This is a genomic window from Pontiella sulfatireligans (genome assembly GCF_900890705.1).
GTDB classification, from domain to species: Bacteria; Verrucomicrobiota; Kiritimatiellia; order Kiritimatiellales; family Pontiellaceae; genus Pontiella; species Pontiella sulfatireligans.
Genome location: NZ_CAAHFH010000003.1, coordinates 34,940 through 54,097, shown reverse-complemented (window position 1 = coordinate 54,097; position 19,158 = coordinate 34,940). Strand labels below are relative to the sequence as shown.

At 55.9% G+C, this 19,158-nt stretch carries 16 protein-coding genes; 12 read left to right on the top strand and 4 right to left on the bottom strand.

The features are described from left to right. Positions 1-4: 4 nt before the first annotated feature. Both SCARR_RS24655 and SCARR_RS24650 read right to left on the bottom strand, forming a co-directional pair. Complete coding sequence (locus tag SCARR_RS24655; RefSeq protein ID WP_136064855.1) at positions 5-934, bottom strand: nucleoside kinase; 930 nt, start codon at positions 932-934, stop codon at positions 5-7. Between the two features lie 136 nt (positions 935-1,070). After that, positions 1,071-2,486 carry a sulfatase family protein gene (locus SCARR_RS24650; RefSeq protein WP_136064853.1) on the bottom strand — a complete coding sequence of 472 codons (1,416 nt, stop codon included), beginning with the start codon at positions 2,484-2,486 and terminating at the stop codon, positions 1,071-1,073. A gap of 156 nt (positions 2,487-2,642) precedes the next feature. Here SCARR_RS24650 and SCARR_RS24645 point away from each other — a divergent pair, with 156 nt between their 5' ends. The 11 genes from SCARR_RS24645 (at position 2,643) to recJ (ending at position 15,214) form a co-directional block, all read left to right on the top strand. Beyond that, positions 2,643-3,365, top strand: coding sequence for a DUF975 family protein (locus SCARR_RS24645; RefSeq protein ID WP_168433604.1), 723 nt, complete (start codon positions 2,643-2,645; stop codon positions 3,363-3,365). 89 nt (positions 3,366-3,454) lie between these two features. Then, on the top strand, positions 3,455-4,603 hold the full coding sequence (tgt, locus tag SCARR_RS24640; RefSeq protein WP_136064849.1) for a tRNA guanosine(34) transglycosylase Tgt: 1,149 nt from the start codon (positions 3,455-3,457) through the stop codon (positions 4,601-4,603). Continuing rightward, complete coding sequence (gene yajC, locus SCARR_RS24635; RefSeq protein ID WP_136064847.1) at positions 4,604-4,951, top strand: preprotein translocase subunit YajC; 348 nt, start codon at positions 4,604-4,606, stop codon at positions 4,949-4,951. It abuts the gene before it with no gap. A 14-nt stretch (positions 4,952-4,965) separates the two neighbouring features. Next, positions 4,966-7,437, top strand: coding sequence for a protein translocase subunit SecD (secD, locus tag SCARR_RS24630; protein ID WP_136064844.1), 2,472 nt, complete (start codon positions 4,966-4,968; stop codon positions 7,435-7,437). A 162-nt stretch (positions 7,438-7,599) separates the two neighbouring features. Continuing rightward, positions 7,600-8,874 carry a cation diffusion facilitator family transporter gene (locus SCARR_RS24625; RefSeq protein WP_136064842.1) on the top strand — a complete coding sequence of 425 codons (1,275 nt, stop codon included), beginning with the start codon at positions 7,600-7,602 and terminating at the stop codon, positions 8,872-8,874. 84 nt (positions 8,875-8,958) lie between these two features. Next, entirely contained in the window at positions 8,959-9,309 is a 351-nt protein-coding gene (locus SCARR_RS24620) for an Hpt domain-containing protein (RefSeq protein WP_136064840.1), read from the top strand. An 8-nt stretch (positions 9,310-9,317) separates the two neighbouring features. Beyond that, positions 9,318-10,958, top strand: a complete 1,641-nt coding sequence (locus tag SCARR_RS24615; RefSeq protein WP_136064838.1) for an ATP-binding SpoIIE family protein phosphatase — start codon at positions 9,318-9,320, stop codon at positions 10,956-10,958. A gap of 1 nt (position 10,959) precedes the next feature. Then, a complete protein-coding gene (locus SCARR_RS24610) occupies positions 10,960-11,694 on the top strand; it encodes a sugar transferase (RefSeq protein ID WP_136064837.1) in 735 nt (244 codons plus the stop codon). 11 nt (positions 11,695-11,705) lie between these two features. Next, positions 11,706-12,047 carry an STAS domain-containing protein gene (locus tag SCARR_RS24605; protein ID WP_136064835.1) on the top strand — a complete coding sequence of 114 codons (342 nt, stop codon included), beginning with the start codon at positions 11,706-11,708 and terminating at the stop codon, positions 12,045-12,047. An 18-nt stretch (positions 12,048-12,065) separates the two neighbouring features. After that, complete coding sequence (locus SCARR_RS24600; RefSeq protein ID WP_136064832.1) at positions 12,066-13,463, top strand: sugar phosphate nucleotidyltransferase; 1,398 nt, start codon at positions 12,066-12,068, stop codon at positions 13,461-13,463. 26 nt (positions 13,464-13,489) lie between these two features. Further along, the gene (recJ, locus tag SCARR_RS24595; protein ID WP_136064830.1) at positions 13,490-15,214 is read left to right on the top strand and encodes a single-stranded-DNA-specific exonuclease RecJ; all 1,725 of its coding nucleotides are present in this window, start codon (positions 13,490-13,492) and stop codon (positions 15,212-15,214) included. Between the two features lie 41 nt (positions 15,215-15,255). Here recJ and SCARR_RS24590 read toward each other — a convergent pair whose 3' ends face one another. Beyond that, a complete protein-coding gene (locus tag SCARR_RS24590) occupies positions 15,256-16,674 on the bottom strand; it encodes a fatty acid desaturase (protein WP_168433603.1) in 1,419 nt (472 codons plus the stop codon). Between the two features lie 144 nt (positions 16,675-16,818). After that, positions 16,819-17,865 carry a uroporphyrinogen decarboxylase family protein gene (locus SCARR_RS24585; protein ID WP_136064826.1) on the bottom strand — a complete coding sequence of 349 codons (1,047 nt, stop codon included), beginning with the start codon at positions 17,863-17,865 and terminating at the stop codon, positions 16,819-16,821. Positions 17,866-18,052: 187 nt separating this feature from the next. Here SCARR_RS24585 and SCARR_RS24580 point away from each other — a divergent pair, with 187 nt between their 5' ends. Further along, a complete protein-coding gene (locus SCARR_RS24580) occupies positions 18,053-18,859 on the top strand; it encodes a PocR ligand-binding domain-containing protein (protein WP_136064824.1) in 807 nt (268 codons plus the stop codon). The last annotated feature ends 299 nt before the right edge of the window (positions 18,860-19,158 follow it).

The following is a 19,158-nucleotide window of genomic DNA, read 5'->3' as shown; positions in this document are numbered from 1 at the left end:
GCTTTCAGCGCGGGGTTTCGATGAATTCCTGAAGAATGGAATCGGCCGGAACCCGCGTTTTGTCTATGGCTTCAAAAAGGCCAAGGAACTCCAGCAGTTCCTTGGCCTTTATGCATCCCGGATGCGTGTTGGGAAGCGCCCGGATCAGCGGCTCGACCAAAGGCTTTAGAACCGAAATTTCGTAGCCCAGCGCCGAGTTGTATTCGTGGTCCGCCAAGGGCTGGAATGGGAAAATCCATTTATCCTCGCCCGCCCGGACCGAGGGCCAAAGGCTGAAGGTTTTCTCGACGAGGTTCCCGCGGAAGTTGTGGTCCCTAATCATGCGGCGCAGCATTCTGTGGTTGGTGCTGGAAATTCGTTCGCCGCCGGCCAGCAGCAGCGTGGTGCGCGCGCCGATGTAGATTTTCAGCGCATGCATGGGGTCGACAAACGAGGTGATGCGCGGGTTGAGTCCGTGAATGCCTTCAATCAGGGCCAGCTCGCCCGGAGCAAGGCGGACGATGTCGTTGCGGAACTCGCGGCGGCCATGCAGAAACTTAAAGTGCGGCATCTCGACCGTATGGCCGTTGTCCAGTTTTTCCAGATGGCGCTTCAGCAGCGGGAGGTCGATGGCCTCGATATGCTCGTAGTCGTGTTCGCCCTTGGAGTTCCGCGGGGTCAACTCGCGGTTTACGAAATAGTTGTCGAGCGAGATGGCATGCGTCGGGATGCCTTGCCGGTTCAAAGCGTTGCTGAGCTGATGCGTAAATGTCGTCTTTCCCGCCGATGACGGCCCTGCCAGCCAGATCCACTTGAGGCCGTTTTTCTTTTTTGCGACTTCGCCGGCAATCGCTTCCACCTGGACCTTTTTAGCCTCTTCCTCCTGCTGGATATAGGCCTGAATGCCGCCGTTGCGGATGATCGTGTTGAGTTCGTCTACAGTTCTGATCGTCATAACCGAATCATGCTACCAATTCACCGCGGCATTGCAACGCCCGGTCGGCAAGAGTCGATTGCATAATCGATAGCGTTGGGTTCAGATGACCGAGCTTTCCTCCATCGCATTCGTCAGAGCGATCTATGGTTTCCGATCATTGGATGATCTTTTCGTGTTCGGTCTGTGCACGGGCTAGGAGCTTGGCGGCGATTTCGGGATGCTGTTTGTAGAGGTTCTTGGTTTCTCCGATATCTTCGCGGAGGTTGTAGAGCTCGGGCTCGAATTCCCCCTTGGTGTAATCTTTGGGTTCAACTTTCTGGGAATAGGAGATGGCCGGAACGGAGAGGATCAGTTTCCAATCGCCCATGCGGATGGCGGAGAGGTTGTCGTTGTGCAGGTAGTAGAGGAAAAAGTCGCGTGGCGCTTTTGCGCCGGGTTCGCCTTTCAAGAGTGCTGACGCATCCGCGCCGTCGATGGCGTGGACGACCGGTGCTCCGGCGAGGCTGCCAATGGTGGGCAGCAGATCGAGTGTTCCGGTCATTTCAGAGCAGGTGGCGCCAGCGGGGATGGTGCCGGGCATCTTCATGATGCAGGGGACGCGCTGTCCGCCTTCGAAGGTGGAGCCTTTGCCGTTGCGCAGGGGCAGGGCATGTCCGCCGTGGTCGCCATGGGAGAGCCATGGGCCGTTATCTGACGTGAAGACGACGAGGGTGTTGTCTTCAAGTCCATTCTTTTTCAGCGCCTGATTAATTTGGCCGACGGCCCAGTCGATCTCTTCGATGGTGTCGCCGTAGAGCCCGGCCTTGCTTTTCCCTTTGAACGCTTGGGAGGCGAAGAGGGGGATGTGCGGCATGGCGGGGGTGAGGTAGATAAAGAAGGGTTTGTCTTTGTTTTTCTCGATGAATTTAACGGCTTCTTCGGCATAGCGCTTGGTGAGGGTGGCTTGGTCGGCGGGGAATTCGACAATCTCGTTATTGCGCATCAGCGGGACTTTCGAGCGATCCTCTTTTTTAGGCTTCTTGGCGCCCATGGCTTTCATTTGCTCTATGGTCACGCCGTCCAGCAATTGGATGTTTTTCGCGGGCTTGAGTTCGGGGGCGAGCCACATGTCGTTGGAGTAGGGCACGCCGTAGTAGGTGTCGAAGCCCTGGGCGGTCGGCAGATATTTATCCAAGTGGCCGAGGTGCCATTTGCCGATGCAGGCGGTGGCATAGTTTTTCTGCTTCAGGTGGTCGGCAATAGTGATTTCGCTCGGCGGCAGTCCCTTGTTGCCGGAGTGGGGGAACAGCACGCCTTTGGCCATGCCGAGGCGTTTGGGATATTTTCCGGTCAGCAGCGCGGCGCGCGACGGGGTGCAGACGGGAGCGGCGACGTAGAAGTCGGTAAAGCGCATGCCCCCCTTCGCCATTTGGTCGAGGTTGGGGGTGGCGATGTCGGGCGATCCAAAGCAACCGACGTCCTGATAGCCTTGGTCGTCGGTAAAGATAACGATGAAGTTGGGCGGGCGTTGGGCCGAGAATGCGCTAATGACGACGATTACTGAGATGAACAAGATTGAGAGATGTTTCATGCTTCCCCTTCGATTGAGTGAATTAGACACTTAATACACGAAAGTGGAGTGTTTTAGAGGACACATTTTATGTGTTTTGTGTATTTGGTGGTTTTACTTGGTTTGTCCTGTGTTTTTGGGCAATATTCGCGCCTTGATTCTTTTAAGGGGAAACTCATGGGCAGTTTGACCGATATGATGGGCGAGGGTGGCTCGCTGAAAACGCCGGGCTTGAGCGACGGAGTCGGCGGTTCGTCGAACCCGGAACTGATGGCAGCGGCACGCATGTCGCTTTCGGGCAACTGGGGCATGGGGGTGCTGGGCTACGTGCTCTATTTTATTCTCGTAATGAGCTTTTCGGCATTTGTGTTTTCGTCTGTGTTTTTTGTGAGCGTTGTGAGTGCGCTGGGAGATGGCAACACGGTGGCGGCGGTGAATCTTATGCAACTTGTGGCACAGTTTGCGGAGCTGCTGGTTTCCGGGGCGTTCCTGGTTGGCTTAATGGCCTTTTTCCTCGGTATTGCACAAGAAGGCGCGGCGCGGCTGGATCTGTTGTTCGTCGGGTTTCAGCGTTTTTGGACGTCGTTTGCGGCCTATTTTTTCTATTCGCTGTTTATTTTCCTTTGGACGTTGCTGTTTATCGTTCCCGGCATTATTGCCGCGTTCAGCTATGCAATGGTCTTTTTTATTATTGCCGACGACCGGGACTGCGGTGCGCTCAAGGCGCTTGGACGCAGCAAGGAAATGATGGCGGGGAACAAATGGAAGTTTTTCTGTCTGCATTGGCGCTTTTTCGGTTGGGCGTTGCTGGCCGCGTTTTTCACTGGCGGCATCGGCTTCCTCTGGCTCTTTCCCTACATGCAGACCACGTTTGCGAAATTTTATGAAGATGTTAAGTAGGCATCAGGCAATTGGCATGAGGCACTAGGGAACACCTGTGATGCGACTGCGCTTAACCACTTAAAACCTAACACTTAAAACTCTATTCTATGCTTGGAAAATTTGAACTGCTGGGGACGGATCCATCGTGCAAGGCGCGGCGGGGGCGCTATCATACGGCGCATGGCTCGATTGAAACGCCGGTGTTTATGCCGGTCGGCACGCAGGCTTCGGTCAAAGGCATGTCGCCGCAGGAAATGCACGATCTTGATTGCGAGATTTTGTTGGGCAACACCTATCACCTCAACGACCGCCCCGGCCCGGATCTGGTCGAGCGCATGGGTGGCTTGCACCAGTTCATGGGCTGGAACCGCGCGATTTTGACGGACAGCGGCGGCTACCAGGTGTTCAGTCTCGGCAACATGAACAAAATCACCGATGAAGGCGTCTCGTTCCAGTCGCATTCCGACGGACGGAAGCATTTCATCGGCCCGCGGGAATCGATGGAGATCCAGCGCAAGCTCGGCTCGGATATTGCGATGGTTTTCGACGAATGTCCGCCATATCCGTGCGAGCAGGATTACGCTTGCAAAGCCGTACGCAGAACCCTAGATTGGGCGACTATTTGCAGGGAAGCGCCCCGGGCGGACAGCCAGTTGGTTTTTGGCATTGCCCAGGGCGGTGTTTTTTCCGAGTTGCGTGAAGAGTGCGCCAAAGGGCTCGTCGAGATGGATTTCGACGGTTATGCCATTGGCGGCGTAAGTGTGGGGGAACCCGATGAGCTGATCCTGCGGGGGGTGGACGACACGGTCGACCATCTGCCCGTGGAGAAGCCTCGCTATTTGATGGGCGTGGGAGAAATGGCCCAGATGGTGGAGTCGGTGGCCCGCGGAGTCGATATGTTCGACTGCGTGATGCCCACGCGCCAGGCGCGCAACGGAACGGTTTCGACGCGTCGCGGTCGCTACCCTGTGAAAACGGCCCTCTATAAGGAGGATAGCCGTCCCTTGGAGGAGGGATGCACTTGCTACGCGTGCCGGAACTTTACGCGGGCGTATGTGCGTCACCTGCTCAATGTGGGCGAAATTCTCGGGCTGCGGCTGGTGACGATGCACAATCTGCATTGCTATCTGGAGTTTTTGAGAGATATGAGGAAGGCGATAGAGAATGGGCGGTTCAACGAATTCCGAACGGAATTCCACGCCGGCTATCGCGTAGTGCTTGAAGAACATGCGTTAAACGTAAAGGAGAACAACTAAATGTACTTATTACCCCTGACCATCGCCGAAGCCGCTCCGGCCGCCGCCTCATCGGGCTCGCCGCTGCAGTTTCCGATCATGATGGTGATCCTGTTTGCCATCATGTATTTCATGATGATCCGTCCTCAGAAGCGCCGCGAAAAAGAGCGCAAGGAAATGATTTCGAACGTTAAGACCGGAACCCGCGTGTTGCTCACAAGCGGAATCATTGGCCAAATCACCAACGTCAAGGATGGCGTGCTGGTGGTCCGCATCGCTGAAAACACCAAGATCGAAGTCGTCAAGTCCGCGATCTCGCAAGTGTTGGAAAAAGGGGAAACCCCCGCAGAAATTGAACCGTCCAAGTAGAAAGGCTCGTCGCAATGGATAAAAATAAACTTTGGAAATGGCTGCTTCTCGGCCTGTTGGTAATCTGGTCCTTCGCACTCGTCACCCCGCTGAGCCAAAAGGTTAAGCTGGGTCTCGACCTTAAGGGTGGATCGAGTTTCGTAGTTGAAGTCGATGCTGAAGACGTCGCTAAAAAGCTGGTTGAACGAGGCGAGGCCGAATCGTTCGAAGCCGTTAGTGAGTCCGCGCTGAAAGACGAAATCAAGAAAGTGCGCGACATTGCGGTGGAAATCATCCGCAACCGCATTGACGTGCTGGGCACCTCCGAACCGGAAATTTATCCGGAAGGCGAAAACCGCATTGTGATCCGCCTGCCGGGCGCCGACGCTGAAACACGCGCCGAAGCCAAGGCGCAGATTTCGCGCGACGCCGTACTGAACTTCAAGATGGTGCATCTCGAAAGCGATGCATGGGTGTCCGAACTCATCAACTCCAGCCGCATTCCTGCGGGCTACACCCTTGGTGGCCGAGATGGTGGCGGCGCGTTTTTGATCCGCGACCGTTCAGCCATGGATGACAGCCAGCTTGACCGTACTTTCTTCGAAAAGCTCAAGCGCTTCGGCGGCAAGACGGCCGACTTCATGCTGCGCGAAGAAAAGCTGCGCGACGGATCAACGGTCTACCGCATGGAATTCGTCGAGCGCCGCTCGCAGCTTGGTGGCGACACCATCAAGGACGCCTTCGTTTCCTACGACCAAATGACCGGTCTTCCGAGTATTTCGCTCGAGTTCGATAGCGAAGGTAAGAAAGCCTTTGGGCGCGTTACGGAAGTGAACAGCCCTTCGGAAGACGGCACTTATCGCCGCATGGCTATTATCCTCGACGACAAGCTCTATTCTGCTCCGCGCATCAACGAGGCCATCTATAGCGGCCGTGCCGAGATTTCCGGAAGCTTTACGGTTCCCGAAGCACGTCGCTTGGTCAACGTGCTGCGCGCCGGCGCATTGCCCGGTCGTGTTAAGATTGTTGAAGAGCGCACCGTGGCCCCGACGCTTGGGCAGGACTCCATCAACAGCGGCGTTCAGGCGATCATCTACGGCGGTGTTTCCGTGCTGGTCTTTATGGGCCTCTACTACATGGTTCCCGGCCTCATTGCCAACCTTTCGCTGTTGTTTGTATTGCTGCTGCTGCCCTGCGGGATGGTGGTTACTGCGGGCTTCCTCGGCGTGATTTCCGGCTCGCTCGACGGCGGCGCGGTCAGCCTGCCGACGCTTACGCTCTACGGCATTGCCGGTATCGTGCTGACGGTCGGCATGGCGGTGGACGCCAACGTGCTTATCTTTGAGCGCATGCGTGAAGAGTGGAAAGTCGGAAAGTCGATTTCGGGCGCGATTAACGCGGGCTACAACAAAGCATTCAGCACCATTCTTGACGCTAACGTCACCACCTTGTTGACGGCGGTCATTCTCTTTTGGCAGGGCTCCGGCCCGATCCGCGGTTTCGCGGTCACGTTGAGTGCCGGTATTCTGGTGAGCATGTTCATTGTACTCGTTATAACCCGCTTGTTCTTCAACACCTTGGCTGATTCCAAGATGCTGAAGACGGTTAAAATGATGTCGATTCCGTTTCTGCAGAACGCCAAGTTTAATTTCCTCGGCGGCCGCAAAATTGCCGGGATCGTTTCCTTGACGGTCATTTTGGCTACATGGGGGCTGTTCCTCTCTAAAGGCGATGACAACTTCGGCGTGGACTTTACCGGTGGATCGGTCATCACCTTCGAATTTGACGACAAGCAGGACATCGAAGTGGTTCGCTCCGCATTGGGCGAAGCCGGGTTTGGTTCCGCCAATGTGGCCTATCAGGCCTCGATGGACGGACAGGAATTCCTTGAAGTCAAAGTCGGCGCTTCCGGCGAAGAAGCCGAGCCGGCCCTCGTGGCCGTAAAGAGCCTGCCGGGCAGCTACAAGGATGTTAAGAACGACAGCGTGGGCTCGCAGATCGGCGCCGAGCTGAAGAAGAAGGGCATCAACGCCATCATCTTCGCGCTGATCGGAATCATCATCTACATTTCGATCCGCTTCGAGTTCGCCTTCGCCATGGGCGCGATTACCGCGCTGGCGCATGACGTATTGATCACGATCGGCATCTATTGCGCGCTCGGCAACGAGCTGAGCATGCCGATCATTGCAGCGCTGCTGACCATCGTCGGCTACTCCGTGAACGATACGATCGTGGTGTTCGACCGTATTCGCGAGGATCTCAAGATGGTCAAGGGGAAGTCCTATCAGGACATCGCCAACCTGTCCATCAACCAGACCCTCAGCCGTACCGTGCTGACTTCGTTCACCACGCTGCTCACGGTCATCATGTTGCTGGTCTTCGGCGGAGGCGCGGTCTACGACTTTGCGCTGGCGCTCTGCATCGGCATCCTGGTCGGCACCTACTCCTCCGTCTTTGTGGCTACGCCGGTCGTCCTGCTGTGGCACAAGGAAGAAAAGGTGAAGTAGACTTCCACTTCTTGGAAGGCTATGGTTTCGGGCGTCTTGAGATTTCGGGGCGCCCGTTTTATTTGTTGCTGATGCGTGAAACGTGATGAGTGAGGCGTGATGTTTGAATCACGTTTCACTCGTCACTCATCAAAAGCCGTTTGAACGAAATGGAATAGCGAATTGCAAACAAACGAAAAAAACAGAGCCGGCAACGAGAAGCTGTGCACCATGCCTTGCCCTGCAATGAGCTTCCTGCTGCGCAAGGTGCTGGATCCTGAAACGCCGCCCGACGGCCACGAAAACCGTACGCGGCTGGGTATGCTGGCCGGTTGGACGAGCACGGTCTTGAGCGCGTTGCTAGCGTTGGCCAAGGGTTGGCTTGGGCTGGTTTCGGGCAGCGTATCGATGATTGCCGATGCCACCAACAACCTGACAGACATGGGCAGCAGCCTTGTGATTGCGCTGGGTTTTCAATGGTCGCGCAAGCCGCGTGACGAGGAGCACCCGTTCGGGCATGGCCGCATCGAAGCTGTGGCCACGCTGATTCTGGCCGTTGCGCTGATCATCGTGGGCGCCGAGGTGGCCAAGTCGGGCCTCGGCCGTTTGATTGCTCCGAAGCCGGTCGAGGCGCCGGCGTGGCTGCTGGTTGCAGTGGGCGTCACTGTGGCCGTAAAGACCTGGATGGCGGTGTTTGCGCGCCGCTTAGCAAAGCTGTCAAAATCCCAGGTGCTTGAAGCCGATGCGTGGAACCATACATTCGATATTATCTGCACGCTGATGGTGGTCGTGGCGTTGGTCAGTTCAAGGATGGGCTGGGGCGCTGTTGACGGATGGACGGCGCTCGCCGTGGCGGCCTTTATTCTCTACACAGGCCTGACCTACGCCCGAGAAGCCATTGATATTCTGTTGGGCAAGCGGCCTGATCCCAGCGAGGTGCGGGACATCTGTCGCGCGGTGGCATCCGTCGCAGGCGTGATGGGCTCGCATGAAATCATGGTGCATCAATACGGCGACGTGAAGATGGTTTCCTTCCACATTGAAGTGGATGCCAAGATGAGCTTGGTGGATGCGCATGCCGTTTCCGAAGAGGCGGAGCACGCCGTCGAGAAAAGACTGGGCTGGCGCGCCGTGGCCCATCTGGATCCGGTCGACCGCTCGCACCCCTTGTTTGATGAGCTGAATGATATGCTGCACTTGTTTATCCAAGAAGAGGACGGGCTGGTGGATGTGCACGATTTGCGGGCGGAGGGCGTTGCTCCTCCGTTCAAGGTTTCGTTTGATTTGGTTACCAATATGGAAACGCACCACGATGAGTACGGCGCGATCTATGAGCGTTGCCTCAAGGCCGTGGGCAAGGCATTTTTCGGACGGGTCGGGCAAGCAGCAATAGGGATTGAGGCGGCGGTGGAAAGCGCTCCCATGGCCCGCAAATGCTTTAATGTGCCAGCCTCTTAAAATGACCTATTGTGGATTTGCCTCCTGCATCGACAGTGCTATGATCCTTTAGGTTTTAAAACATTATATTGTTCGGAGGTTGTTATGGCGGATGTTTTTGGAAATATGGAATGGATTGCGGAATTGATCCCCGATCTGCAGGCTCGGAGCGGGCAGTTCATGGTGGACACCGACGAGATCGACGATGAGTTGATCGAAGTGTTTACGGACGAACTGATCCGCTTGACCGCCGAACTGCAAGACGGTTTGGCGAAACGCGATGGGGAGATTATCCGCATGGCGGCGCATTCCATCAAGGGGATGGGCGGGACGATCGGCCTGCCGGAAATTTCAGTGCTGGGGCTCGAGATTGAAAACATGGCAAAGGAAGATCGGCTTGAGGATGCTGTGTCTCTGGTGACTGCCTTGGCCGAGTGGATGCAGGTTTTGCAATAGGAGCTTGAATGGGCGAAACCTTACAGGATGCCGATAAGGAGAAAACCACATCACGCTTGATGTGCAACCTGTCCGGGCGCGTGCTGGTGGTGGACGATGAATTGCCCAACCGCCTCTATTTGCGCAAGCTCCTCGAAGCGCGCACGTGTGAGGTGTTCGACGCGTCCAGTGCGATGGAGGCGCTTGATCTCGCCATGAAGTACCAGCCCGACCTGATTCTGGTCGATGTCATCATGCCGGAAATAGACGGCTTTCAGTTGTGCGGCATGCTTCGCGACGAGCCGCGCGCCGCGGATATCCCGGTTATCATGGTTACGGCCAAATCAAAGATTGAAGATATTGAAACTGGCTTTGAACAAGGCGCAATGGACTATATCCGCAAGCCGTTCAATCCCCGCGAGCTGGTGCTGCGCGTCGGCAATGCGCTGGCGCTGAAAAAGAGCAATGACGCTCTGGCCATTTGGAATAAGCGCGTATCGCGCGATCTAGAACTTGCCGGCGCCATTCAGCGGTCAATGTTTTCGGTAGTGCCCCATTTTTCACGGCGGTTCGAGGCGCGCATTGCCTACCGCACGTGCATGGATGTTGGAGGCGACGCTTTCGACATTGTTACGTTGCCGGACGGCAAGCACTGCGTCTATGTGGCCGACGTTTCCGGGCACGGCGTGGCTCCGGCTATGATTTCTGCATTGCTCAAGGCAACTGCTAGCGAGATGATCCGCCGCTATGCAGAGCAGGGGCCAGCCGCTATTTGCAATGCGCTCAATGTGGTGATCCGCCGGCGCATCGACAATCCTGCCTATTTCGCCACGCTGTTCATGGCGCTGCACGATCCCGAAAAAATGGAATGGCGCTGCATGAACTGCGGCCATCCGAACCCGTTGCTGATCCGTGGCAACGGCCATATGGAATCAGGACTTTTGAACAAAGGCGGCGGCGCGCCCATTGGGTTCCCGTTTGGCGACGAAAAGCCCTATTCCGTCTCGGACGAGGTGTGTTTTGCGGACGAGGGCGATTCGTTCCTGCTACTCTATACTGACGGCCTCACCGAAGCGCGGCATGTTCTCTCTGGCGAGGAATGCGGCGATAAGATTACCGATGTTTACCGTAAAATGGCAAAAGATCCAGTGGTGTCCGACAAGGCCGCCGAGGTGCTTAATGCGATTGAGGCCAGCGGCTACCAACTTGACCAGGACGACTGTACGGCAATTTCTATTCACATGCTCGATCCGCTGAAGGTGGTGGTCGAGCAAAAGGTGCCACGGAACATCTATTTGGTTTCGGACATCGCCAAGCAAAGTGAGGCGGCTGTGATTTCGAAAGGGATCTCCGCAGACACCGCGGCCATGCTCCGTCTGCTGGTCATGGAGCTTGGCGCAAACCTGGTCGACCATAGCGGGCTGGGCGAGGAAGACTCTTTCTGGCTGCAGATCCGTGTTGATGGCAAGGTCTGCCAGCTCGTGTTGCGCGATGAAGGCGAAGAGTGGAATCTCGAAACCGCGCTGAACAGGGAAATCGATGAAGCCTACATGGGCGACCGTGGACGCGGATTGGCCATCACCCATTCGCTGGTCGACCGCATCGAGCGCTACCGGGTGAATACGGAAAACCTGACCTACTGCACCATCATCGACTCGGAGGGGGAATGAAATGAAGGAGTCGATCTATCTCGCTCGGCGCGAGCTCTTTGACCGGATGGATGTACCCGTGACCAAGGCCGAAATGCGCTACCTTAAGTGGAAACAGCGCTGGCGCCTGGCCTTCTGGGAAGCCGGATTGCGCAACTTGTTCGTTATTAAGCGCGCGTTCGACGTTACGGTCAGCATATTTGCCTTGATCTTCTTGCTGCCGTTGTACATTACGTCGGCGGTGCTGATTTTGATTGAAGACGGTTTTCCGGTCCTGCTCCTGCAAAAACGGGTGGGGCTGTACGGCCACGAATTCCGCCTGCTAAAGTTTCGCACTATGTGCCGCAACGCCGAGGAGATGAAAAGCGAGCTGCTTCACCGGAACGAGTCAGACGACGGCATCATCTTTAAAATGAAGGACGACCCGCGCATCACGCGGTCCGGACGCTTCCTCCGCCGTTTCAGCATCGATGAAACACCGCAGTTCTTGAATGTGCTTGCTGGCGACCTAGCGCTCGTCGGCCCGCGCCCGCCGCTCCCCGAAGAGGTGGCGAAATATTCCCTTTCCGACCGCAAGCGCCTGCAAGTCAAGCCGGGCCTCACCTGCTTATGGCAGATTCAGGGCCGGTCCGAAATTCCGTTCGACCGGTTGGTCAGTCTGGATATGCAGTATATCCGAAGCCAAAGCTTCTGGAAGGATCTCGTCATCATCATTAAAACCATCCCCGTCGTGCTCTTCGGGCGCGGTGCATATTAAGGAGCCCAGCAATGATTGTTACATGTTCAAAGGAGCAGGGAATCGGCATCGTGGAGGTCAGCCATGCGTTGACCGCGGCCACGGTGGACTCATTCCGCGAGCAGCTTTCCAAATGGCAGGAAGCTGAAGACGATGTACTCAACTATGTCATTGACCTCAAGCACGTGGATTTCATGGACAGCGCCGGCTTGGGCACGATGATTGCCATGCTCAAGCGCATTTCCGAAAAAGGCGGCGACATGAAAATTGCCTGCCTGCAGAAAAAACCGCGCATGGTGTTTGAGATCACCCGGGCCTACAAGGTATTCGAAATTTTCGATACCGTAGAAGAAGCACTGAAAGCATTCGAATAGGAGAACTGTACCTGTTGCATGAATGCTGTTTTCTATACCGCTGACGCCCAGTCTTGGGCCGAAAGCCTTGGGGATATCCCTTGGCCGCTGTTGCCGGTGGCCAATCGCCCGCTGCTCGATTATTGGCTCGAGGCGTGTGCGGAGCAGGGGATCGAGCAGGTGCAGGTTATTCTTGGCGAAGACTCGGAGCGGGTGGAGGACTTTGCGCGCGACGGCGCCCGCTGGGGGCTGAAAATAAGCTACAGCTTTGCCCGCACCAGCGAGCACCCGCTCGACTACCTGAAGTCGATCGCCGACCGTTGGGATGAGGGCCTGCTGTTTATCGGCGCGCCGTTCTTTCTCCGCCACCGTAAGGCGTTCACGCCGGCGGGGTTTGAAACCTTGGACGCTTGTCTGCATGAGCATGACGGACAGATTCAGTTTTTGTTCGGAAAAAGCGGGGCCGAGGTAAAGGCGCTGCTCGCCGGCGAGCCCGGCTCAAGAACCGGTTTGGAGCAGATCCATATCCATCCCTTCACCATCGACAGCACCGCGGCCTATTTCGACCTGAACATGAAGATGGTGGCCGGCGAATTCCCCCGCTACGTCACAGCGGGTTTTTTGGATTCGGACCATAGCTCAATCGGCTACAACGTGCTCACGCTGCCCTCGGCGCAGCTGCGCGCGCCCATCCTCGTCGGCAACGACTGCCGGTTTGCCGCCATGACCACCATCGGCCCCAAAGCGGTGATCGGCGACCACGTAATCGTTGATTCACGCTCTGAACTCGAAAACTGCCTGATTCTGCAAGACACCTATATCGGCCAAAATTTGGAAATCAAGAACAAGATTGTTTCCGGCAACCGGCTGGTGAACCCGGAAGACGGCACCTCGATTGAAATCGATGACTCTTGGCTGGTGGCGCGCAACCGGCCCGATATGCGGACGGAAGACCTCGTGCGCTACATTGTACTGTGGTTCCTTGGGTTCGGCGTGGCTCTCGCGCAACTGGTTCCCTTCTGCATTTTATACCCCGTGGTGCGTGCGGTCCGCATCGGCAAATATTTTGATGAAAAATTCCACGACCCGCGCACCGGCTACACCGCGCTTCCGGTGTTCCGCAAACTGAAGAACCGCCGCTCCGTGGCCTACAGCCTTTTCCGTGCGCTCACGCTCGATCGTTTCCCCTGGCTTCTGCTGGCATTGCGTGGCCGCTTGTTTGTTTGCGGGCAGCCGCCGATGCGCCATCCCGAGGACGACGAAATCATCCACCAGCTCAAACAGTATTATCCGGCCGTTTTTTCTTACGCCGACTACTGCAAAGAAAGCGACCGGCTAACCGACTCGCTCTGGTATGCCCACATCCGCTCGCTTTTTGAAGATGTTAAAATTTTAATTAAATCCCTGCTCTACCGCTTCTTCCGTGCCGGTCGATAGTTCGGTTTCTGCGATTGGAAAAAATAATGCCTAAACTATGGAAGACCGTCACCCCCGTTGATGAAGACACTGTCCGGGCCATGGCCGCCGCATCGCGGCTGCCGGAGCCGATTGCCCGCGTGCTGGTTGCCCGCGGTTTCCGAACGATGGAAGAGGCCAGCTCTTTTTTAAACCCGCGGCTGGCGGATCTCGCCGAGCCGTTTGAACTGCCGGACATGGAGAAAGCGGTTGTCCGGATTTGGAAAGCCATCGATGCCGGCGAAACCATCACTGTGTTTGGGGACTATGATGTGGATGGCGTAACCTCCACCGCGCTGCTGACCCGCATCTTCGGGGCGCTCGGCGCTGATGTGAAGCCGTTCATTCCCGATCGGCTCGACGAGGGCTACGGGCTCTCGCAGGATGCGCTCGCCCGCTGCCTTGCGGAACATGGATCAACGCTTGTGGTTTCTGTCGACTGCGGCGTCAACTCGGTTGAAAGCGTGACGCATGCCCAAGAGAAGGGCATCGATGTTATCGTGACCGACCATCATGAGCCGGACGAACAGACCGCGCCCGCCTTCGCGCTCATCAATCCCAAGCTGGGCGGGAGCCCCATGCTTAAAAACCTTTCAGGGGTTGGCGTCGCGTTCAAATTGGCGCACGCCCTCGTCAAGTTCGGCCGGGCGCACAGTAAGGCTTCCGCAGGGCTGAAACTGCGCGACTACCTCGACATTGTCGCGCTCGGAACGGTGGCCGATATCGTGCCGTTAGTAGAGGAAAACCGCATCATTGTCCGCCACGGCCTGGCCCAGCTCAACGCCTCCAAGTGGGTGGGCCTGCGGGCGCTCAAAGAGGTTGCAGGGGTGAAGGGCGAGGCCAACACCTTCCATCTCGGCTTCCAGCTCGGGCCGCGCATCAACGCCGCCGGCCGGATCGGACAGCCCATGCAGGCCTTGCGGTTGCTCGTCACCGACAGCGCCGACGAGGCCCGGAACATCGCCACGCTGCTCGACGGCACCAACCGCGAGCGCCAGCGCATCGAGCGCGAGATGGCCGACGAGGCCTTTGCAGAAATCGACGCCTACTTCGATCCGGGGAAAAACTTTGGCCTCGTGGTCGCGCGCGAGGGGTGGCATCCGGGTGTCGTCGGGATTGTGGCGTCGCGCGTTTCGCGGCACTACCACCGCCCGGCCATTGTGATGGGCATCGAAGAGGACGGCAGCGCGCGCGGTTCCTGTCGCAGCGTCGATGAATACAACCTGCTCGACGGGCTGGAAGCCTGCGAGTCGCTGTTGAATAAGTTTGGCGGCCACAAGATGGCGGCCGGTCTGGAGGTTAAGTCCGGCTCGCTCGAAGCCTTCAAGGCCGCTTTCAATCAAGAGGCGACCGCCACGCTTCGGGATGTCGATCTTGCTCCGGTGCAGCGCATCGATGCCGAAGTGGAAGCCGGGGATTTGGATTGGGATTTTCTCAACAGCTTAAAGCAGCTACGCCCCTTTGGGCAGAACAATGCCGAACCGGTCTGGGCTTTGCACGGTGTACAGGTCTCCGGAACGCCGCGTATAGTGGGGCAGACTCATCTCAAGCTCTCATTCGTTTCCGCCGGGCGGCCGTTCGATGCCATCGCGTTCAACTATCCGCTTGAACAGCTGCCGCAAGGCCTGCTCGACGTCGCTTTTACGTTGAAGGAAAACAACTGGAACGGAAGCAGTTCGCTCCAACTCCAAGTGCAGGATATCCGCGCCGCGACGGAACAAAAGCCGGTCTAGCATTGGATCATGAGAAATCCGGCCTTTCCGGCCTTCCCTGTTTATTGATCGGCTGTCTGCGGTTCGGGCAGTCCGATCATGAGTGAGCCATTTTCAAGTCGTACCGGATACGTTATTAAATCACGTTTGCCTGGTCGTGTCAGAACTTTGCCCGAGCATACATCATATTTCGCGTTATGCTTCGGACAGGAGATGCAGCCGTCCTGCAGTACGCCGTCGGCCAGCAGGGCAAACTCGTGGGTGCAGACGCCTTCCGTGGCGCGGTAATTGCCGGCTTCCAGCTGATAGATCGCATAGTGTGATTCGTTGATGGTCACATTCATGGAATCGTTTACGTCCAGCTCGTCGGCTTTCAGGGCCGGATGCCAGGCCAGTTCATGTTCGGGGGTGTCACATTGCGGAATGAAGGTTTCGCTGCCTGAAGCCGTTTCTGTTTTTTCGCCTTTGCGTTTTACAACCCGGCGTTCCGGCAGCACGCCCTGCACCAACCGTTTGATGTAGTAGGTGATGTCCTTCGCCTGCTCTTTGAGCGCGGGCAGCATTTCTTTATAAACGGCTCCCATGCCTTTATACGGTGCCGGCATCTGTTCTTTTACGCGTTCGTGAAATTTAGGCAGGGCGTGGAACGGCATGAGCGGATGCATGTGGTGTTCGATGTGATACTGCATGTTCATGTAGAGAAACCCCAACAGTGGATTCACCTTGATCGTGCGCGAGTTGGCGCGGTGGTCCCAAACATTTTCATCCATGCCGGCATGCTGGGCCAGCACAAAGGCGCGTTGCACAAAGTTGGCGTAAAATTTGGGGCCAATGAAGAAGAGCAGGGGAATCCAGGTCTGGTAAACCACCGCCAGAGCAACGGGAACCATGTTCAGCGCAAATGAAGCACGCGCCCACCAGAACATTTTTTTGAACTCCTCTTCCGGAACAAATTCTTTGGCGGATTTGCTGGGAATTCCGAGTGTATGTTGGATGAGGATCGGGAAATAGTAGGTGCACTCCTTCAGACTGAAAAAGTCGAGGAAGTGCGGCCAGAATTTCGGTGGCCGGGTTACGGTGATTTCGGGGTCGATTTCCGTAATCACTGTGTAGGAATGGTGGCGGGCGTGCGACCAGGTGGTGAAGATGATGTCGCGTTGCTGCATGGCCGTGGAAAAAAAGTTCAACGCCACATTCATCCATTGCGTTTTGAACACGGTGTGGTGCGAGCTCTCGTGCCACCGTGCATCGCAGGCACAATAGAATATTCCATACAGCAAAAAGGCCGGGATGGAATAGAGTAAGCCGTGGGGGATCGCCAGCCAGGACAGATAGCCAAAGCCTAGGAGGGATGCGATCCATAGTGTTGTATTGATGAGTCCATGGATGTCGTCTTTCTGCATGAGAGCCTTAAACTCCCGTCGGTCGATATCCGCCTTAAACCATTTTTCTTCTATGATGAGGTCTTGAGGGTTGGTCATGAGCATGTCTCCTGTTTAACATTATCTTCTCCTGATTCTGTTAACCCCAACTTCTCGTGGAACTCCTCGTCCTCGATCGTCCTCCTCGTTCTCGATGTGCTTAGACCGAGGACGAGAACGATGGAGGAGGACGAAGGGCGATTATTACGCCGGCAATTTCAGCCCCACGCCGGGATACATGGCCTGATAGCTTTCCTGTGCATAGGCTTCTTCAATGAAGGCCATCATGTTTTCGATGGAGGTATCGCTCTCCACCGAATGCGACGGCGAGAAGATGTAGCCGCCGTCGGCGCCGAGCTTGAGCAGGTCGCGCGATTCGTTGCGCACATCTTTGACGGTTCCGAAGGGGAGGGTCTTCTGCATGCTGAGTCCGCCGTGGAAGGCGAGGCGCCCGCGGTAGGCCGGCAGAATGGAGTGAATATCCATCACTTCCGGCTGGAAGGGGTTGAAGCAGTTGAGTCCGGCTTCAACGAGATCATCAAACAGTTCATCCACATCGCCGCAGGAGTGGATCATTACAAACTTGCCGGCGTCACGTACTTTTCCGTACATGCGCTTGAGCTGGGGAAGGATATATTCCCGCCACATGGTTGGCCCCATAATCAGGCCGCTTTGCTGGCCCCAGTCATCGCCGAAATAAACGGCGTCGATATCATACTTCAGCGCTTCTTCCACCTGCGCGAGGTTGTAGTCGGCAATGGCGGTCAGCAGTTCATGCACAAACTCCGGTTCTTCCATCATGTCGATCATGAAGTTTTCCATGCCGCGCAGCGTCCATGCCCGTTCGTAGAGCGAGAAACCGAGTTCAAAGACGCGGAAGCAGTCGGAATATTTATCCAACTTCGGCTCAATGTTTTCAAAGAAACGTTTATCGAGCGGATCGGGAAATTCGAAGCCTTTCATCGTCGGTTCGGGAATCAGGCAGTTTTCACACACGCCAATATCCTTATCGACGCTGCGATCCCAGATGACGCCGAACACGTCACGCAAACGGTCGTTGCCGATATCATCAAAGAAACCAATGTCGCTGCCAACGCGAACAATGTGGTTGCCGAGGGTTTTTTCCAGATCCTCGCAGCCCAGATATTCAGTTAAAACCTTTTCCGGTTCCTCTGTAAATTTGTAGGACCACGGAACATACGGAGGCTTTTCGCCGTTTAAAACTGCTGTGACCACTTCTCGTTTTGTCATGACATTCTCCTGAATTGTTAACACCCCGATTATTACGTACTGCGTATTTCGTATTGACTCCCTGGAAGGGTGCCAGAAAATTTGCACGCAATACTCAGTGCTGAATATGCCATTTCGGTGCAAAATAGCCATAGACGCACTCGCTATAAAAATGGACAAACTTGCTGGAAGAGGGTAAATAAACTCCATGCAACGAGCGATGGAATATATTTTTACCGACGAAATGCTGAAGCTGCTCGACCACTTTACTTCGCTGACGGAAGTGCGCATTGCTTTCTTTTCCATGGATGGGGAGGAGTTATGCATTGGAAAGAACCGCAGTATTTGTGACTTCTGTAGTATGCGCCGCCGCTCGCAGGCCTTCAACGCCGGATGCCTAGCCGATGATCAGCACGGACGTGAGGTGGCGCAGGAAAACGGCGGCGTTTATTTTTATCAATGCCACGCCGGGCTATGCGAGGCCGTGGTTCCGGTTTATGCGGCCGAAGTGCCGATCGGCTATGCGATGATCGGCCAGTTCCGCTTGGCCGGGGCGGCAGAGGCGGGGCGTAATCAGCGGGAGCTTCAGGCCTTGAAAAAGCTTCCGGTGTTTACCCGCGAAAAGGTCGATGATCTGCTCAGCATGTTTGAAGTGCTGATTCAGCACATCGCCAGCCAGTCGCTCGTGGGCCGGCGCGATTTTGACCTGCTAGGGCCGCTGATCGAGCGAATGCGCGCCCGCCCGGAAGAATTGTTGACCCTGACCGAGGCCGCGCGGTTTGTGGGGTTGAGCGCTTCGCGTCTGTCGCACCTGTTTAGTGCGATGATGGGAACGAACTTTAAACGTTTTCAGATAACCCAGCGGCTGGATCTTGCCGATCGGTTGATGAAGGCCCATCCCGACTGGCGCATGGCGCGGATTGCGGAGGCCTGCGGTTTCGAGGACCCGCTCTACTTTTCCCGCGTCTACAAGAAGCACCGCGGCGTTCCGCCTTCCAAGGCCATCAAAGGTTAGAGCGAGATATGGAGGGGTAGGCATTTCGGACGGGTTGCGAGATCATGGATCTCACCTACACGAAAGGGATCGGCTGCAACATTTCTTAATCCGCTCTAGGCTCACAGAACCGGCGGACTTCCAATGCGTAGGTCACAGGTTCGATTCCTGTTCAGGGCGCCATTGTTTTTCCTCTAAAAACCTATTAAAAACAGTTTTTTACTGCTGTTTTAACGGCTTTTATCAGCTCTGAATATTTTGCGAGAACAATGACGCAAGGGCATACTAAGGTTGGAAGTTTGGATTGGTGGATGATGGGG

Coding starts and splice junctions, on each gene's coding strand:
- tgt (WP_136064849.1), top strand. CDS start 3,455: ATGCTTGGAAAATTTGAACTGCTGGGGACGGATCCATCGTGCAAGGCG.
- SCARR_RS24580 (WP_136064824.1), top strand. CDS start 18,053: ATGCAACGAGCGATGGAATATATTTTTACCGACGAAATGCTGAAGCTG.
- yajC (WP_136064847.1), top strand. CDS start 4,604: ATGTACTTATTACCCCTGACCATCGCCGAAGCCGCTCCGGCCGCCGCC.
- SCARR_RS24645 (WP_168433604.1), top strand. CDS start 2,643: ATGGGCAGTTTGACCGATATGATGGGCGAGGGTGGCTCGCTGAAAACG.
- SCARR_RS24615 (WP_136064838.1), top strand. CDS start 9,318: ATGGGCGAAACCTTACAGGATGCCGATAAGGAGAAAACCACATCACGC.
- SCARR_RS24605 (WP_136064835.1), top strand. CDS start 11,706: ATGATTGTTACATGTTCAAAGGAGCAGGGAATCGGCATCGTGGAGGTC.
- SCARR_RS24610 (WP_136064837.1), top strand. CDS start 10,960: ATGAAGGAGTCGATCTATCTCGCTCGGCGCGAGCTCTTTGACCGGATG.
- SCARR_RS24655 (WP_136064855.1), bottom strand. CDS start 934: ATGACGATCAGAACTGTAGACGAACTCAACACGATCATCCGCAACGGC.
- SCARR_RS24585 (WP_136064826.1), bottom strand. CDS start 17,865: ATGACAAAACGAGAAGTGGTCACAGCAGTTTTAAACGGCGAAAAGCCT.
- SCARR_RS24650 (WP_136064853.1), bottom strand. CDS start 2,486: ATGAAACATCTCTCAATCTTGTTCATCTCAGTAATCGTCGTCATTAGC.
- recJ (WP_136064830.1), top strand. CDS start 13,490: ATGCCTAAACTATGGAAGACCGTCACCCCCGTTGATGAAGACACTGTC.
- SCARR_RS24590 (WP_168433603.1), bottom strand. CDS start 16,674: ATGACCAACCCTCAAGACCTCATCATAGAAGAAAAATGGTTTAAGGCG.
- secD (WP_136064844.1), top strand. CDS start 4,966: ATGGATAAAAATAAACTTTGGAAATGGCTGCTTCTCGGCCTGTTGGTA.
- SCARR_RS24620 (WP_136064840.1), top strand. CDS start 8,959: ATGGCGGATGTTTTTGGAAATATGGAATGGATTGCGGAATTGATCCCC.
- SCARR_RS24600 (WP_136064832.1), top strand. CDS start 12,066: ATGAATGCTGTTTTCTATACCGCTGACGCCCAGTCTTGGGCCGAAAGC.